Annotated in this window: 14 protein-coding genes and 1 tRNA gene; 3 read left to right on the top strand and 12 right to left on the bottom strand. The window is 58.6% G+C overall.

The window, feature by feature from the left end:
* Window positions 1-3: 3 nt before the first annotated feature.
* From GT495_RS07565 to GT495_RS07540, 6 genes are all read right to left on the bottom strand, one after another.
* Complete coding sequence (locus tag GT495_RS07565; RefSeq protein ID WP_161162172.1) at window positions 4-2334, bottom strand: DUF4012 domain-containing protein; 2331 nt, start codon at window positions 2332-2334, stop codon at window positions 4-6.
* Window positions 2335-2483: 149 nt separating this feature from the next.
* Entirely contained in the window at window positions 2484-3506 is a 1023-nt protein-coding gene (locus GT495_RS07560; RefSeq protein ID WP_192924188.1) for a DMT family transporter, read from the bottom strand.
* 438 nt (window positions 3507-3944) lie between these two features.
* The gene (locus GT495_RS07555) at window positions 3945-4217 is read right to left on the bottom strand and encodes a hypothetical protein (protein WP_192924390.1); all 273 of its coding nucleotides are present in this window, start codon (window positions 4215-4217) and stop codon (window positions 3945-3947) included.
* Between the two features lie 384 nt (window positions 4218-4601).
* Complete coding sequence (locus GT495_RS07550; protein WP_233539623.1) at window positions 4602-5507, bottom strand: TVP38/TMEM64 family protein; 906 nt, start codon at window positions 5505-5507, stop codon at window positions 4602-4604.
* Window positions 5508-5689: 182 nt separating this feature from the next.
* Window positions 5690-7477: an ATP-binding protein gene (locus GT495_RS07545; protein WP_370457619.1), complete on the bottom strand. Its 1788-nt coding sequence runs from the start codon at window positions 7475-7477 to the stop codon at window positions 5690-5692.
* The gene (locus GT495_RS07540) at window positions 7474-8208 is read right to left on the bottom strand and encodes a response regulator transcription factor (RefSeq protein WP_161162173.1); all 735 of its coding nucleotides are present in this window, start codon (window positions 8206-8208) and stop codon (window positions 7474-7476) included. The genes GT495_RS07545 and GT495_RS07540 overlap by 4 nt, the downstream gene beginning before the upstream one ends.
* Window positions 8209-8467: 259 nt before the next feature.
* Between GT495_RS07540 and GT495_RS07535 the strand changes: the two genes are divergently transcribed.
* Both GT495_RS07535 and GT495_RS07530 read left to right on the top strand, forming a co-directional pair.
* Window positions 8468-8542, top strand: a tRNA-Val gene (locus GT495_RS07535).
* Between the two features lie 402 nt (window positions 8543-8944).
* Complete coding sequence (locus GT495_RS07530; protein ID WP_161162174.1) at window positions 8945-9631, top strand: DUF5710 domain-containing protein; 687 nt, start codon at window positions 8945-8947, stop codon at window positions 9629-9631.
* 38 nt (window positions 9632-9669) lie between these two features.
* Here GT495_RS07530 and GT495_RS07525 read toward each other — a convergent pair whose 3' ends face one another.
* Both GT495_RS07525 and GT495_RS07520 read right to left on the bottom strand, forming a co-directional pair.
* Window positions 9670-9954, bottom strand: coding sequence for a hypothetical protein (locus tag GT495_RS07525; protein WP_161162175.1), 285 nt, complete (start codon window positions 9952-9954; stop codon window positions 9670-9672).
* A 122-nt stretch (window positions 9955-10076) separates the two neighbouring features.
* Window positions 10077-11159, bottom strand: coding sequence for an HNH endonuclease (locus GT495_RS07520; RefSeq protein ID WP_161162176.1), 1083 nt, complete (start codon window positions 11157-11159; stop codon window positions 10077-10079).
* 215 nt (window positions 11160-11374) lie between these two features.
* Here GT495_RS07520 and GT495_RS07515 point away from each other — a divergent pair, with 215 nt between their 5' ends.
* Window positions 11375-11866: a hypothetical protein gene (locus tag GT495_RS07515; RefSeq protein ID WP_161162177.1), complete on the top strand. Its 492-nt coding sequence runs from the start codon at window positions 11375-11377 to the stop codon at window positions 11864-11866.
* Between the two features lie 100 nt (window positions 11867-11966).
* Here the strand turns inward: GT495_RS07515 and GT495_RS07510 are convergent, their stop codons facing one another.
* The 4 genes from GT495_RS07510 to GT495_RS07495 form a co-directional block, all read right to left on the bottom strand.
* On the bottom strand, window positions 11967-13433 hold the full coding sequence (locus GT495_RS07510; protein ID WP_161162178.1) for an ATP-binding protein: 1467 nt from the start codon (window positions 13431-13433) through the stop codon (window positions 11967-11969).
* Window positions 13434-13862: 429 nt separating this feature from the next.
* The gene (locus GT495_RS07505; protein ID WP_192924133.1) at window positions 13863-14711 is read right to left on the bottom strand and encodes a PTS system mannose/fructose/sorbose family transporter subunit IID; all 849 of its coding nucleotides are present in this window, start codon (window positions 14709-14711) and stop codon (window positions 13863-13865) included.
* Window positions 14711-15484 (bottom strand): PTS sugar transporter subunit IIC, encoded by a 774-nt coding sequence (locus tag GT495_RS07500; RefSeq protein ID WP_117563725.1) that lies wholly within the window; start codon window positions 15482-15484, stop codon window positions 14711-14713. The genes GT495_RS07505 and GT495_RS07500 overlap by 1 nt, the downstream gene beginning before the upstream one ends.
* 81 nt (window positions 15485-15565) lie before the next feature.
* Window positions 15566-16600, bottom strand: coding sequence for an SIS domain-containing protein (locus tag GT495_RS07495; RefSeq protein ID WP_022094037.1), 1035 nt, complete (start codon window positions 16598-16600; stop codon window positions 15566-15568).
* Window positions 16601-16786: the final 186 nt, after the last annotated feature.

The following is a 16786-nucleotide window of genomic DNA, read 5'->3' as shown; positions in this document are numbered from 1 at the left end:
ATCTTACTTATCCTGTTCGAACGTTTGAGCGGTTGGCGTGGTGCGAATCTTAAGCTCTTTGTGCCCAGAGTCCTTCGAAGTCGTGACCGTGTACTCGACCTTTATGTCTTGTCCAAGAAGCATGTGGACACCGCCCCATGCAACCTTCAGGCCATCGTGCGTCGCTTCGTTCATTTCGATAGAACCGGAGCCCGAAGTCTTGATGTCCGAAATGCTGCCTCCCGCAGGAGCATAGAGATAAAGCCTCAGCACCTCATCATCAATATCCTGGCTAATGCCGTTATGGCCCTGGAAATAACCAGGCATCTCGGCCTTCTCCTGGGGGGTCATCGTGTTCTTGAGCGTGGTGGTCACTCGATACGTCGTCGAGCCATCGGCATTTTCAACCGAAGAATCGATGGTGACTCGCTTATCGAGGAACCAATCCATCTTTGAATAGCTGTAGTTGTTCACATAGACGCCCAAGATCGGAGCCTCCGACGTATCGGTTTGGAGGGCGCCCGATATTCCAAGGGCCTTCGCGGCCTTTTCCTCGTCATCGTTTCTCGAATACATGAGGATGCGACCCTCGGAAGCACCCTTTTCGATGGCGGCAGCGATCTTAGTAATATCGCTGGACCCCAGTTCGTTCACAATTTTGTTAAAAGCCGATCCGGCGACGGCCGCAAAAATGGCGTCCTGTTCCTCTACCGGGTAATTCCAATAAATATCGTGCAGCAGCACCTTTGCGGCGTTGCTTCCATCGACAACGGTGCCGTCGGGAAGCTGCGTGCCGCCCACAATGCCGAGCATATACTGCAAAAATACCGGATCAACTGCAAATACGCCATCGATGTCATCTCCGACAATGGCCTTCTGCATATCGCTGGCAAGCTGAGCCGCACGCGGATAATCGGGCGTCATCGTAACGTCGCCCATCGTGTATCCGAGCGTGTTGAATCCGGTCAGGCCCCATCCGGTCGTGAACAAGTTTGCCTCTTCATCGGTGATGGGAAGCGGGCTCAAAGGCTCTTTCATCATGTCGACTTTGACAAAATCGCCCAGTTCGAGCTTACCGTCAGTCACCGACATCACGCCGCGAGAACCGGGGAAACCGCCGCAGGCACGGATCTCAACATTGCTCATCGCGAGCACAAGATAATGACGCGTCTGGCCGTTGGCACCGAGCATCTGGGGAAGGACGGGGGCGACCTTCTCCGCCGCGTCGACCGCGCCGTTGAGGGTGGCAAAGCCGGCCTTGGCCTTATCGACCAGCTCGGTCACCTGGGAAATATGAGTATCGCCAATGCTCTGGATCTTCTCGTTGGCACTCTTGAACACCTTCGAACTATCGGAGAGCGAATCGGCGACCGCCTGCAGCGCGGACACATTGATTGTCCCATCCTGGAACAGCTTGCCGGGCGTTGCCTGCGAAAGGTTATCGGCCATGGGAACCAGCGCGTTGCTCGAGACATCGGACAGGGCGTCGATCATGGTGCGGGCCGCATTGATATCGCTGCCATACACCGGGATAAACGAAGCCGCCGTCCACAGCGGGCTCGAGGTCTCCGCCTTCATGCTGTCGCAGAGCTCATCGATCTTCTTCGCGTCGTCAGGCAGCGTCGAAAAATCGCCCGACGTGACCTTGTCCTTAAGGCCACCGACGATCTCGACAGCCTCCTTCGCTTCGCTCTTTACGGTCTTTGCCGAGTTAAGCAGCATAAAGCCGCTTGCGCCAAGCGCAACGAGAAGCACCACGACTACAGCGGCAATAATGGCGCCAGTGTGACGCTTTTTGCGCTCGCCCTTGCGATGGCGATGACGGACCAGACCGTCAGAGGTCGAACTCGACGAAGCGTCGCCACCGTAGTTCAAGCCAAAATCGTAATAATCTTCCTTGGAACCCGAGCCCGCAAACTCGACACCGCTATCATCCAGGCGGGCGAACGTGCCAGTCTCGGAGGCGCCGGTGTAAATCGTGCCAAGGTTACCCGTAAGCCCCACGCCACCGGAAGAGGGAGTATTGTTGGCGGCCCTGCCGGCATTAACGTTGCCGTCGGTATTCGCGGCGTTGACAGCACCTGCGTTGTTCGCAGGTGCCGAAGGAGCCCCGCTCGGCTGCGACGTGGAGGTTGCACCGCCCGCAAAGACATTCCCTCTTGCACGGCCGGTCTTTTTTGCCTTTTGAGACTGCTCGTACAGAGCGGTAAACATCGCCGTCTCGCCCGGGGACACGCGCTTACCAGAACCGCCCTGTCCAGCGCCGCCCGGCGTGCCGGCCTTACCAGCCCCGTTCGGACGCGGCGGAACTGCAGGACGGCCGCTATCGCTGCTCTTAAAGTGATTACCAGCCATAAAGAAATCCTCGCAATTGAGTCGCAATGAAAAAGTCCATAACGTTGCTAGTTTATGGCATTTTGGGCATCGACAGCTAAACTCCAGACACGGACATCAATTGGCGAAAATGTGGCACAACACCTTTTCTGTCTTGGCGGCGGCGCCAGCTACACCGTGAGGAACATCATCACGATGATCATGGCAAAGCCGATAAGGTCGGTCGGCAAAAACACCGTGCCCAGCATAACGGCGCTGGTGATGGTCGCCGAAACCGGCTCCACAGTTCCGATGAGGCTCGCACGTACCGAGCCGATGTCCTTAACGCCCTGCATATAGAGCATGTAAGCAAAAAACGAGCCGATAACCACGAACACCGCGAGCGCCTCGACGCCGGCAGCGTCGAGCGCCGGCATATGCGCCCAAGGCTGCACGAAGAAACACGAGACCACGCCCGCCGTAAGCATTGCCGAGCCCGTGACGATGGGGCTGCCGTATTCGGGCAGGATCTTGGCGGGAATCACCGCCATGCATGTAGCGCTGACCGCACACATGAGACCCGCGATCAGGCCGAGCGGCGAGATATTCAGGCTGGTGGGGTTGCCACCGGTGGCGATTAAAAAGGTGCCACCCAGAGCCAGACCGATGCCGATGACTTCGCGAGTACGCGGCATGCGGCGACCGGTCACGCAGGTGTAGCCCATGATGATAACGAGCTGCAGGCACTGGAGCACCGTCGCAGTTCCGGCGTTCGTCAGACGCACGGCCGAAAGATAGCAAAACTGATTGAACAGCAGGCCAAAGGCGGTAAAGAGCAGCAGCTGCTTGCGATCGGCGGCTGTGGTCCAGAGCTTAATCAGGCGCTCGCGGTCGCGCGTAACAACCACGGCCATAAAGAGTAGACCGGCGAGAATCTGGCGCACGCTCATAAGCCACAAGGTGTCGACGTGATAGGTATCGAACAGAAAACTCGCGCTGGTGCCCGAGAAGCCCCAAAACGAACCGCCCACCAGCGTAGCCAAGACGCCCATGATCAACTTGCGCGTCGAAGCGCTGTTCAGGCGGTCGCGCCATGCACGGCGGGTGCTGCGGCTGAGCTCGTCGGTGCCCTCGGGCACATCAATGTTCGATATATCGGTCATCGGCACCGAAGCTCCTGCGCCTTCGACCTGCTCGACGCACTCTTTGCTCATTCCACTCCCCCGAAACAGCCTGGAAACAATTCGGCTTACCTTACCACGGCGAAGGCACCAGCCGGAGGCTTGTCCGCTTATCGGTAGGACAATTCCGCAGGCGTCTTTCCATAGCTCGGTACCGCAATGGCCTTGCATTATGCGACAGTCAAATCGCGGCAGCAGGCTCTTTTGAAATGGATATGACAAAGCCCCCGAATTCCACAATGCAAGGGTTGATTTCCGATCTCAGCCGAACACATTGAGCAAATAGGCCGTTCCCGCACCTAGCCGAACGCCCCCGTGGCCCCTCCTGGGGCCCGGGGGCGCCGTTTTCCCAGTTGAAGGAACGGTGGAGATGTGTTTCGATGGGTCCGGTGGCCATGCTCCGCCCGCCGCCCGGCGCCTCTTCCCAGACTCAGCCGAACGGTCGGTCAGTCTATTCCGTTTTCCCTTAGGCTAGGACAGCGGGGCATCGCCCCTTTCCGCGCGCGCCCGCGCGATGAGCCCCGGCGTCAGGTCGAGCTCGCCGATGGGCACGTCCTCCACGCCGTAGGCGTCCAGCAGCGCCTCCGCGTCGGCGCCCAGCATCGCCCGGAAGGCGCGGGCGGGCGTCGCGAAGCCGAGCGCGCCGCGGGGCTCGGAGTTCACTTGCGACATCGCCAGCGACAGGTCCGCCGGGGCCAGCCGGTCGAACCTGAGGCCGCGGCCCTTGGGGGCTGCTCGAAGCAAAAACGAACGATCCCACGGACCTCGCGCGCACCGTCGAGCTCATCGAGATCGGCGGGGGCATCGACGCGTGCCGTGATCTCGCACTCAAGCTCGCGCAAGAGGCGCAAGACACCAGCCGTGCGCTCGCCGAGAACGGCGTCATTTCGCACAACGCCGCTGACCTGCTCTGCTCCATGGCCGATTTCTTCATCAATCGGAGCGTATAGCGGAGTCGCAAGCGCGTAAACCCTCGAAACCTCCCCCAGCAGTGCATTTTGCTCGCGTTTCCGCAAGATTTCGATTTCAGAATGCACATGTTGGGGAGGTTTTGGATTGCTGTGGCGACCGGCGGTCCGATGTAGCCGCAAAAGGCCCATCAGCCGCCGTACATCCTCGCCGGCCGCCTCAGCTCGCCTTGGCACGCAGGCGACGATACAGCAAGCCGCCCAACGCCACGCACAGCAGTGACACGGCAACGACGACACCAACCACCAGCCAGTTTCCGCTGCCCGCAGCGGATGCCGCGGCCGTCGAAGTCACAATGGAGGGAATGCGCCCAAACGTTGCGATGAGCACCACGGGGGCGAAGCGCATCTTGGTGAGGCCGGCGAAATACGTCAAGAAGTCCTTCGGGGTTCCCGGGATCAAGAAAATCACCAGCATGACCAGCTCGAGTCGCTTCGCATTATTGAGCCACGAAAACCGGTCGAGAAGGCTGCGGTCGAAGAAGAGGCCAACCAGGCTCCAGCCCCATCGACGCGTCGCCCAATAAATCGCCGACGTCGCCAGCCCCGAGGCGACGAGACACAGCGCCGTCCCCTCCCAGAAGCCAAACGCGTAACCACTCGCCAGCTCCACAGGCTCGCCGGGCAAAAAGGCCAAGAAGATCTGAGTGACGTTGATTCCAAGCATGACGAGACGACTTATCACGCTGTGGTCGGCGACGAACGACCGAACCGCCTGAGGGTCTGCAAGCCATGCCAAGATCCCCGGAAGATATTCCCAGCATGCAGTCGCGAGGATCGCGGCCGAGGCCGCAAGCGCCAAAAGCACGCGACGGCGCAGGATTCGACGGCGGGCATCGAGGCCATCGTCCTCTGCGACGGCCTCGGCCGACATTGCCGCAGCGGTCGCGAATGAGGGGGCGTTTGCGGTCCGCGCGCCGGCAGAAGAGGCGTCGTCCAGCGCGTCATGAGCGCCCGCGACTCGATTGCGAAGCTCGCTCAAAGCGCTTACGTCAAGACGGCGAGCGGCGCCCCCGCAAGAAACCTGATCGGAATACCCTTCGGCTTCGGGCTGCATCCTCATCATCGCGTTACCTCCTTGTGTACCTGACAAGGACAGTTTCGCAACTTGGTGTCTATGTTTTGTCTACCAGCAATGACAATTCAGTAAGCCTTACGTTAAGGTAAGTCATTCTTAAGGTAAGAGCAGGTAACTGGTTCGCCGACGGCTCGATGAGCCCGGCGACGCCCGCGCAGCGCGCGCCCTCGTCACAACTCCCCCGTTTCGTCCCCATCGCCGCCCGTGCTAAACGTCGCCGTCACACGTGCCCCGCCGGTCGAACCATTCCCTAACTCAAGCGCTCCCCCGTGTAAACCGCACAAAATGCTCGACACATTCAAGCCCAGTCCAAAATGCTCGGCAGATTTGTTCTCGCTAAAGAACGGATCGCACCCGCGCCGCAGGGCTTCGGGCGTAAAGCCCGGACCATCATCGGCAACGCTCAGGGCCAACCTGCCCTCTCGAACAGAAATCTCAACCTCGATGACGCCCTTCGCATGGCCGCACGCATTGCTCAAGAGGTTGTCGAGGACCTCTTCGACCAGGGGTAGATCGATGTGGGTCATGTCGGCGCGGGCGCCATCTTCACCTTCGTCAGCTGCAACCCTCAACGCGAGCCCTTCCCCGCGCGCCGCAACAACCTCGTTCGCATGCGACTCGAGCTCATCCACAAGAGACCGCGACGCCAGCGGCTTGCGGTCTACAGGCCGATCTTCGAGCTTGCTCAGCCCTCCCATCTCCGTTGCGTACCGCTCCAAACGCACCACCTGGGCCGACAGGGCATCCAACGAACCAACATCGAGCTCATCGCCGCGACGCAGGCGCATCTGCGCCATCTCGACCGTCCCCTTGAGCACCGTGATCGGCGTTCGGAGGTCGTGCGCAAACGCCGCATTGAGCTGACGCCGCCCTTCGGCGGTGCGCCACAGCTCGCGCTGGGCATCGAGCAGCGACGCCCTCATATTCTCCAGCGTCTCGGACAGGCGACCAAGTTCTTTGCCCCGCACGCGCTCGATCGAGAAATCCAAATCCTGACCGGCGATGCGCCCCGCGGCGCTCGCCAGCTCCCCCAAGGGCCCGGCGATGTGAACGCGGTAGAAGTGCTTGAACGTGAGCCAACCCAGGCCGCCGTACGCCAAAACGGGCACAAGCCCCGTCGCAAGCGTGAGGACCCAAGGCATCGGACCATCGGGAGGCGGTGAAGCCGCATAATAGGCAGTGTTCGAGACGAGCCCTTCGCCAAACGTCTCCTCAAGATCGGCTCCCGTCATGTTTTCAAACAGCTCCACGCTCTGCGCGCGGCCCGCGCGGCTCAACGCGTCATAGCGGGCGAGGTTCTCCGCTGGAATCGTGCTGTTCACCTCGAGAATCTCCTCCTGCGGATAGCCCTCGTTGTAATTGAGCCCCCAGTCGTAGAGCTGCACCTGGCCGCTACGAACCATGTCGACGGTCGCGTACAGCGTGCTGATGGTGCGCCCGCCCTCCGGCACGTAATCGCTACCGGTCCCCCAATCGCCCGTCGCAATGAAGACCGCGTACGGCCCATCGCCTGGCAAGTTGAGCTCGGATGCGGGAAGCAGCTGCTGAGAGGTGGGGTCGTAGATGTATGGGCCCGAATCGATCACGCCGTGCTCGGTCAAACCGTTGTCGAGCGTCACCTCGAGTTCGTAATATCCATTATTCCAAGCCGCGAGTACCTCAATGGCGCTCAGCGCAAGCACCGTGGCGACAACAAGATAGGCGACCAGATACGCCGTGAAGATCACGCCCAACGGCCGCAGGCTCCACCAGGTACGCAGGCGCTCTTTTCGCGGCAGACGTTTCAGCTGTTCGCGCTCAAGCTCGCGGGCCGCGCGTCGCTCGGCGCGGCGAGCTGCGCGGCGGTCGCGCCTGCGGACAGAACCGCCATTGTCCCGACAACCGTCCTCGCAAGCGACAACTCGGCCGTCTTCGTGAGGCGCATGGCGCCCACGTGGGCCCTTACCAAAACCTGTCACTTTGCCACCCACTTGTAGCCCACGCCCCATACCGTTGCGATCGGATCGTCCGCGATCCCCGCCGACGTAAACTTGTTGCGAATGCGGCGAATGTGCTCGCGCACCTGCGACGGGTCACCCGCGGCGTCCCATCCCCACACGCGCTCGTAAATCACATCGCGGTCAAACACCTGGCCAGGGCGCTTGCTCAACAGGGCGATGATGTCGAACTCGAGCTTGGTCAAGTCGACGGTCACCGCGTTCGAATCGCCCCCGGCGGACGAATCCCGATTACCACCCGCACCGTGAACCTCAACGATGCGTTGAGCGTAATCGATGGTCATCTCGCCAAAAAAGCGGACGGCGCCGTCGCTTTGCCGATCGCGAGTCCTTCCCTCGCGCGCCATGTGCGCCGCCACGCGACGACCCAGGACCTCGAGAGAAAAAGGCTTGAGCACGTAGTCGTCGGCACCCGCCGCAAAACCATCAAGCTGGTCCATATCCTCAACGCGCGCCGTTAGAAAGATGATCGGGCAGCTCACATGCTTCCGCACGCGGCGGCAGACCTCGAAGCCGTCCATCCCCGGCATGTTTACATCGAGCAGCATGATATCGGGGGTGGGGCCAGAAGAAGCCGCCGCCAGGGCCGACGGCCCGTCATGGGCAACCGAAACCTCGTAGCCCTCCATGCGGAAAAACTCCGCGAGCATATTTGCGATATCAACCTCATCATCTACGACCAGCATGTTCATGGTCGGCCCCCATACTACTCAAACAACGGCACACGCCTCGTGCAATCGTGCGCAAGACGGCGAAGCCAGCACATACTTCCCTGAAACCTTGCCACAAACCTGTCTACGCTTTGTCGATAATTTGACCGCAAACGGTCACCTGCAGGCGGCGAGCGGCTTTTTCTCACCAGACCACAATGCAAGCGATTTTTAAAAATGTTCTTGCCACCGAGTTCAGGCTCCGTTATATTATCCCTTGCGCACTTGCGCACCCTTGATCGGGCGTTTAGCTCAGGGGGAGAGCGCTTCCCTGACACGGAAGAGGTCAGAAGTTCAAATCTTCTAACGCCCACCAAATGTTCACAGCTCAGAGGCTATGTCTCTGGGCTGTTTTGTTTTATGTCGCCAAATCCGCTGGCAGCTCCAACCATCATCGCAACGTAGCATCAATTCACCTGACGAATGGCTGCCAAATAAATTCAATACCCCAACATCAACAATAGCCAGGCACAAAACTGCGCCGCAAACTGCTCCAACCGCTCAAACAACCACCCTGCCCATGCACAAAACCGCGTCAGCAACCCAAGTGCCTATCCCGGCTGACTCCGCAGTCAATCAAAACCGCCCCAATAGCCACCGAGGCCGAGACCAACGCGTCTCGAACCCATCCGAACCGCAACTTCTCAGCAAAACGCCGCGATGTCTGCGCCCTGCGGTATCCTTGAGCCACTTGCACCTGCAGCACCAAGGAGCCGCCATGCGCACCGAGCTCGATGTTCCCTTTTCGCACAAAGACGAGGCCAAGGCCCTGGGCGCCAAGTGGGATCGGGCTAAGAAGATCTGGTATGTACCCAGCGGCGTTAACCCCGAGCCCTTTGCCGAGTGGCTGCCCGGCGTTGACCGATCCGACCCCTCAGCGCCGTATATATATCTAGTACTGGGCAAGCGCGAGTGCTGGAAGTGTCACAAAGAGACCTCGGTCGCGGCCTTCGGCATTCCCTATCGAACCGATAACGACGAGAGCATCGCCATCGCGCACGCGCCTAACGAAGCCGGGCACATTGCCATCGACACGGCCAGCGCCAACGCACTCGCCATCGTGCCCACTCTTGGCTGCGTGCCGGGCGAGATCCGCGACTACCTTCATAAGCGCTGCGGCTACAAGCCCGTAGGCGCGCGAGCCTCCAAAGCCCCGTCGCTCGGCAACACGTGCACCAGTTGCGACGCGCTGCAAGGCAGCCGCTATCTGTTCGAGGAGCCCTCGTCCCCGTTTGCCCTCACTGCCATCAACAAGCTACCGGCACTGGAGTTTGTGCGCGTCGAAGTTGCCGGCGTCTTTGGCATCCCAGCCACGCGCACCGACTTTGACCAGGCGCTCTTTACCTGGGCACGCGACCATCACGCCGAGTTCCACAGGCAACTCGGTGAGGGGGTTTATTTGTAGAGACGGAGAGGCCTTCACAGCCAGCTCCTCCGCATCACCTATCCCTCGTCGCCGGCGTCGTACACGATATCGAGACCACAAACAGAGCATTTCTCCGGATACACCGGCATATGAACGCCCGTGCGTTTCCTCACTTCGTCACTGAGTTTGTCGTGCGCATCGATGAACCGAATGTCGAGACACGGTATTTGCGAGCCGCAGCAAGGGCAGGCAACGACAAACGACCCGCAATCAACCTCTACGCTCGGAAACATATTGTTGTCGATAAGGGCACGCGGCAGTTTTCCGTACTTCCCCATCGCGACATCGCCTCGCCAGCTCATACACGCTCCCCTCTCGCTATACAAATCAGGAAGAGCATGCACCGACGGGCGTGCGCGAGATTGCATCGCCACGCGATCCGATCAAACGACACGATCGTCAAAGAATGCCAAAACCAAATACGCTAATACGGCAGAAGCCCCGCCTTTTCACGCTTCTTTTCCGAGCGATCGAACTCAATGCGATGGGCCTCAAGAAACACCGTATTGGGTCGCCACTGATGCTCATTCGGCTGCCTTAGCGTCGCACCCGCAAAGGAAACGTAGTCGGTCTTATCCAGCAGGTACGATCCACACAGCCGATATTCACCACAAACAGGCTCAAACGAAATCAGGTGAGCATCAAATAGGGAATGAAGGTCGCGCCGAAGCAGAATGCCGTTGCTGGCAACCTGCGATTTGGGTCCCGAGTAATTCTCGATATGCGCAGCCTCCAGAGCTTCGCTGACGCCGCAGTCCGACACCGCACAACGGCCGTCATAGGCGGCAACGAGCTGCTTGCGGAACCATTGTTGCCCCAATCGCTCGCGCCTTAACGCATAGCGGACCTTTTCGTCGTCGGTCGCACCCTGTCCGGCAAACTCAATATCGACGGGCATGCGCTTCAGATAACTCATGTCGGGTGCAAAACGTGGGTCCGGTCCGCCTTTATGAACAGGACCGTGCAGAACAAACCATCCGTTTTCGGGCTCGAACCGCTCAACAAACGCAAGGCCGAGCACCTTATAGCCCACCTCGGTTGCAAATATGACTCCGACTGGGACGCCACATTCCATGCAGTTGAGCATTTTACGGTTGTAATTCTGGTCTCGAAAACCAACGGTACCCGGCGCTTGAACCGAGTACTTAATGACCCACGTACCATCGTCCAAATAGAGCGGAGGCACATCGGTGTAGAAGCTCTTTTTGAAGTTATGGACCGAGAGCGCAAAGATCTTATTGGGATCTTGCTTCACCCGATCCTGGCCCGGCCAGAAGATCCCTGAATCCCGCGTTACGGGAAAGAAGTCCGAGCCAATTCTCAAACGATACTGATACTGAGGGCTATCTTCCTTGGTGTGGTGCGGAAGGCTGGTCCAAACGCCGCCGCGCTGCTCCTCACCCAGAAACCACTCCCATGCCTCAACGTATTCAGAAGGCACAAGACTGCAGGCACGGTCATAGCTTGGTCCATTCATCAACGGAACAGCAAGGTCAATGTCGTTCATCGCCAGCACCTACAACCATACGAACGCGAGTCATGCCCCTCAATAATATGACCGAGAGTCAATTATTACGAGATCTCATTCCGTGATCGGCACATCGTTGATGCTCTCGGTTTGCCGTTGGCGCGCTCGTACCCCGCCATCCCACTCCCCTGTATACTGATGTAGCACGTGTTTCATCCGGGCTTGTTGGGCCGGGTCGTTCATGGGAGGGTCTTGTGGCTGTTTCGAATCCGCCTAAGGGGAGCGTTTCTTCTTCGTCCATCAAGCCGGTGACGCGCAAGGCCGTGCGCTGCCAGCGCGAGGTCGCCTGGCTTGTCACGCAGGCAGCGGGCAGGCTCGTGGCGAGCACGGAGGACGTCAACGCGCCTACGCCGAGCTTTGTGCTGGCAGCGGCGCTGGATTTCGTGCGCCAATTGGAGCTTGCCGAACAGGATGCCGGCGGCCACCTCGACTACCAGAATGTTATGGCGCCCGACCTGCAAACGTTCTGCCACATGGCCAAGTTGCCCGCCGCGCCCAATGCGCTTTCGGACGCAGGCTACATGTTTACGCTTTCGGGCGCGGACCTTATCCGCGACATCTATGCATACTGCAGCGAGCTCGCCGAGCGCCACGTCTTTGACGCGGCAGAAGTCAAACCGGGATATGTCATCAAGCTGGTTCTTAGGCTGTTCTTGATGGACGGGTTCGGGGCCATGCCGGCGTAAGCCGAGTCTTCAGCATCACCGTCGACTGAGCAACAACCGCTTTACCTTAGTGGGCGCCAATTGAGGGTCGATTATTGGGTCGCCTCGTCCACTAATGCATTTATTCCACGCGCTCTGACAGTCGATACTTGCGGTTGCGGCTCGTCGCCGGCGCCGTGGGCTCAAGCTCGCCCTGTGCGATGAGCGCATTGACGCGTACCCTAACCTGGGAGACGGTGAGTCCCGTGCATTCTGCCAGTTCACGTGTTCCCAGTTCGCCGTTGCGCTTGAGTGCCGCCATGATCAGGTCCCCACCATGATCGACCTGCTCAACCTTGGAGCGATAGAGGACAACCTTAAACCGGTCAAAACCAGGGCAAAACAGGGGCTCGGCCAGACCGTGCGCACGCATGGCATCGACCATCATCGGGATGCCCGATCCGTTGCCCTCGGCAGGAGAGCCCGCACCGTCGGGCAATGGGACAAGCGACATGAGCTTCACGAGCGTCGCGTTGCGGCACCGAGAACTACCGTCAAACAGATTCTCGCGAGTTTTTCCGCCATAAAGACCGCCAGGGTTCGTCACCTCGATACGGTCATCAAAGACGTCAACAGCGATCGACTGTCCACAGAACCGATCTCTGTATTCTCGGTGGATTACGGCGTTGGCAATCGCCTCACGCAAGACTTCCTCGGGAATCTCCAGCGAGTCGATACGCGAGACGCCTTGAACGGTCGAGGTGCGACGCAGGTTTTTGGCGACAGCCGCGACAGCATCCGAAATCATCTCGCCCAAGGTGCCCTCGCAGACTGTGCGGTCCATAAACCTTAGCGGTCCCGCAGCGCCCTTTTGAGTTCCCGCATGGACAGCTACATCAATAAAGAGCTTGGGATAGAACTGCTGAGGGTAAACGCCCGCGGCAAGGAGGCCAGCCTTGGTAACATTGCCCTGGGGGTCGAGGAAATTCAGACGCTCCATCTTTGTCTTCCTGTCCGTCGCACCGTGCATCGCTCGAGGCGTCAACGAATAGGCACGCTCTATCGTGCGGTCGACCAGCGACTCGTCGAGATCGCCCACACTCGTGCCGGGCACCGTATCGCGATCGCTAGGACTCGTCCGTTCGTATGACGACAGCGCCAAAACCTCGGTCGACGAAAGCGGCACGTCTTTGTCATCGATGCGCTTGTAGCTGCCGCCCTGGGCGCCCCGTTCTATTACATAGCAAGGCTTGCTCGACGGGTCGAGCTCCTCGATTGTGATGACGAGAACAACGGTACCCCGAAGCTCCACGCGCTCAATGGTGTATTTGGGCGGATTGGCCAGCTTTCCACGACCGCCGGCATCGCCCATGCCCGCCACGAATTGGTTGAGCACTTTCTCGGTCTCAAAGTTTGCAACTGGGACAAAACCCGCACGCTCGCTCACTCCGAGTACGATGATGCCGCCGGCGGTGTTTGCGAAAGCGCTGACCGTTTCCCATACGTCGCGGGAAAGCGTCGTGGCGCTCTCTTTTACTTCGACGTTAAGGTCATCCGAACCCATGCGCTTTAAAGACTCGAGCAAACCGGCCAGCTCGTTTTCGTTCATCTGCACGTCCCTTCGCTCGGCCCTGCGGAGAATGCCGCAGACGGATTTCCCTCGTCTCTCAGTTATCTCTCGTAATTATCTCTCGTCTTTCTGTTATCTCTCGTATTAGATATGAGTGAAAGATGAGAGATAAGATATCTCTACCTGCTTCATTAAATCATGTTTTTGCTGGTGGAACAATCGATATTGAGACAATACCATGGTTGCTTGTCTCTTTGCTGCTGAGCTATCTCTCGTAATTATCTCTCGTCTTTAATCTATCTCTCGTGTTAGTGACGAATGAAAGACGAGAGATGCGCGAGTGATGCATGAGCGTGGATTATTGGACGGTCGGAAAATCCCTCAAACAAAAAACGGGGTCGGCCTTACGCCGAGCCCCGTTTTCAAACGGTCAGTTAGTTATCCAACGCGCGAGCATAGCAGTCAACATTACGCCGCCGCGAACACTCCCAAGCCCGTTCCGATGATGCAGATTGCGAAGATGCCCAAGATGATCCAAATGGTCTTGACGCCCTTTTTATAGAGGGCAACGCAAGCGAACGTTGCCAGCAAGGGCAGCAGACCGGGGAAGATCGAATCGAACAGATCCTGCAGGACAATCTCCGAACCACCCACGTCAAAGGTCAAAGCCGTGGACAGCGAGACCTGTGCCGCAATCATGGCGCCGATAACGGTCATTCCGAGGACACCGGCAGCATGCGTCATGCGAGACATAAGGTTGCTCTCTTCGGACTGCTGCAAAAACTTGGTTCCCAAGTCGTAACCCAGATGGGCGGCGACGATACGCGTTGCAAAGTTAATCACGGAGTAGATGAGCGCGTACACGATGGGGCCGAGCGGGTTGCCCGTCGAAGCGATGCCAATACCAATGCCGGCGGCAACCACGCGGAACGTACCCCAGTAGAACGAATCGCCGATGCCGGAAAGCGGTCCCATGAGGCCGACCTTCATGGCGTTAATCGAGGACGTGTCGAAGTTCTTATCGGCAGCCGCCTGCTCTTCCATCGAAACCGTTAGGCCGGCTACAAACGGAAGCACATGAGGCGTGATGTTAAAGAACTCGGTATGGCGATCGAGCGCCGCATAATAATCGTCGTCGTTGGGATAGATCTTTCGCAGGGGCTTCTGAATGGTGTACATGAAGCCCATTGCCATCATCTTGTCGTACGACTGCGAGCACTGGCTCGTAAACTGGCGAAGGAACATGCTCCGATACATATCGGGAGTCATAATCGCGTCCTTCTTGGCCTCTTTGAGGTCGGTGTTCTGGATAGCCATTAGAAGTCCTCCTCTTCATCTGCAGCAACCGTCTGCGGACCGGACGAGCCCTCGCGGAAGGCCAGGAGCAGCGCGACGCAAATGGCAGCTGCGGCGACGCCGACCACGTCCATCTTGAGATAGATGACCATAATGAAGCCCAGGAACAGCCAGGGAAGGAGCTTGTTATCGCCCATGGTCCTGATAAGAAGTGCGAAGCCGATGCAGACCATGACGCCGGATGCAACGTTGAGGCCGTCCATCACAAACTGCGGAATCGCGTTGAGCGCATTGTTGATGAGGTCGGCACCAAAGAACAGTGAGCCAAACACCAGCAGTGCAGACGGAATGCCAATCGACAGCGGCACGATAGTCAGATGGTACAGATTCGCCTTGGCAAGATCGCGATTTGCCAGAGCGGTCTCAATCTTCTTGCAGGCAAAGGCACCCGGAACGGCGTAGCAGAAGTTGCGCCACACCTGAAGGAAGACGGAGACGGGAAGGGCGAGCGCGACGGCAGTTGCCGTGCCCGTACCCGTAATGACGGCAAACGCGCAGCCAAGCACGCCGGAGGCATAGACCTCGGGAGGAACCGCCGCGCCGACCATGATGGCGCCCATGAACATGGACTCCAAAGCAGCGCCGACGATAACGCCCTGCTGGACATCGCCAAGGATCAAGCCGACAAACAGGCTCGTAAACAGCGGACGACCAAGCATCGTAATGCCAAATAATTGCTCGTCCATGGACGCAATAAATGCGACCAGTGCAACTAGAAGATACTGGACAACCATTTCGATCAACCCCAGAAATAGGTCTGCAGGCGAGGCATTCTGCGCAGCTCGCCTGCAGACAACCGCAGCAATTTGAGAGGATTAGTAGTTCATCTGGTGGTAGTAGCGACGCGTGGTGAGCGGGTGGTTGCGGACGTGCTCGAGATGGCAGCTCAGGCGCTCGGTGATGGTGTAGGTGACCATCGGGGAGACGATCTTGCGGAACTCGGGGTCGCTGAACGGCAGCTCGACCTCGGCGGTGTCGAACTTGTTCACGCGGACATGGACGCCCTTCTCGTCGGCGAGCATGTGAGTGAAGTTGTCCACGCGGTCCATGAGCTTACGGGTGTCGTCCTCGCCGTAGAGCATGATGAGGCTCGTGCCCTCCTCGCACAGTTCGATGGTGCCGTGGAAGAACTCGGCGGCGTGGATAGACTTGGTCTTGATCCACTGCATCTCCTCGAGAATGCACATAGCGTAGTCGTAGGCCTCACCCCAGAGCATGCCGGAACCAATCACCATGTGGTAGTCGGTGTCCTTGAAGTCCTCGGCCATGGCGGCGCAGCGCTCGTCCTGAGCGTCCTTGGCCTTGATGAGGTACGGAGCGATGTTGCCGAACTCCTCCATGAAGGTGTCGTACTTGGGGAAGGCGCCGGCGTTCTTGAGGAAGCGGGCGACCAGCGTGATCTGATAGGTGTAGATGGCCTCGCACAGGACGTCGTCCTCGGCGAAGCTGAAGAACTTGTAGTCGGCGTACTCGGTGGCCGGGGTGTTGTCGTTGGAGACGTACATCAGCGTGCGGGCGCCCTGCTCCTGGCAGAACTTGGCGGCCTCGATGATCTCGGGGGTGGTGCCGGTACGGGTGGAGAAGACGCAGACCGAGTCCTTGTTGAAGGTCTTGGGCGGACATGCGAGGAACTCAGCGGCAATCTCGCAGTGGACGTCGACGTCGGCCGTGGTGGTCTCGACCCAGTACTTCATCGGGAGCGTGTGGGCCCAGGTGCCGCCGCAGCCGATGAAGAAGATGTTGGAATAACCCTGCTCGCAGACCTTGTCCACGGCAGCCTCAATCTGAGGACGGAGAGCGAGGGCATCGCTCACAACCTTCTCGTAACGAGGCTCATCGAAATTGAACATCCCTTACTCCTAACTCACTTGGATGAACCCTTCATTCATCACATGGCGTTATAATACTTTATATAACTAACTATGCAAGAACTATTTCAGATTTTTTTGATTTTTCTTTAATCAGAACCACCCTTAAAAAGGGTGGTTTGCTCTTAGGGTATAACCCACGGGCCCCGGGCTCGCGTCTAAAGGCGC

The sequence above is a fragment of the Collinsella sp. BIOML-A6 genome (assembly GCF_009875845.1).
GTDB lineage: Bacteria > Actinomycetota > Coriobacteriia > Coriobacteriales > Coriobacteriaceae > Collinsella > Collinsella aerofaciens_H.
This window is presented reverse-complemented; position numbering and strand designations above follow the sequence as displayed.

What these genes read in the sequence shown, in the direction of transcription:
- GT495_RS07565 (WP_161162172.1), bottom strand. Translation starts at nt 2,334, where the DNA reads ATGGCTGGTAATCACTTTAAGAGCAGCGATAGCGGCCGTCCTGCAGTT.
- GT495_RS07560 (WP_192924188.1), bottom strand. Translation starts at nt 3,506, where the DNA reads ATGAGCAAAGAGTGCGTCGAGCAGGTCGAAGGCGCAGGAGCTTCGGTG.
- GT495_RS07550 (WP_233539623.1), bottom strand. Translation starts at nt 5,507, where the DNA reads ATGATGAGGATGCAGCCCGAAGCCGAAGGGTATTCCGATCAGGTTTCT.
- GT495_RS07540 (WP_161162173.1), bottom strand. Translation starts at nt 8,208, where the DNA reads ATGAACATGCTGGTCGTAGATGATGAGGTTGATATCGCAAATATGCTC.
- GT495_RS07530 (WP_161162174.1), top strand. Translation starts at nt 8,945, where the DNA reads ATGCGCACCGAGCTCGATGTTCCCTTTTCGCACAAAGACGAGGCCAAG.
- GT495_RS07525 (WP_161162175.1), bottom strand. Translation starts at nt 9,954, where the DNA reads ATGAGCTGGCGAGGCGATGTCGCGATGGGGAAGTACGGAAAACTGCCG.
- GT495_RS07520 (WP_161162176.1), bottom strand. Translation starts at nt 11,159, where the DNA reads ATGAACGACATTGACCTTGCTGTTCCGTTGATGAATGGACCAAGCTAT.
- GT495_RS07510 (WP_161162178.1), bottom strand. Translation starts at nt 13,433, where the DNA reads ATGAACGAAAACGAGCTGGCCGGTTTGCTCGAGTCTTTAAAGCGCATG.
- GT495_RS07505 (WP_192924133.1), bottom strand. Translation starts at nt 14,711, where the DNA reads ATGGCTATCCAGAACACCGACCTCAAAGAGGCCAAGAAGGACGCGATT.
- GT495_RS07500 (WP_117563725.1), bottom strand. Translation starts at nt 15,484, where the DNA reads ATGGTTGTCCAGTATCTTCTAGTTGCACTGGTCGCATTTATTGCGTCC.
- GT495_RS07495 (WP_022094037.1), bottom strand. Translation starts at nt 16,600, where the DNA reads ATGTTCAATTTCGATGAGCCTCGTTACGAGAAGGTTGTGAGCGATGCC.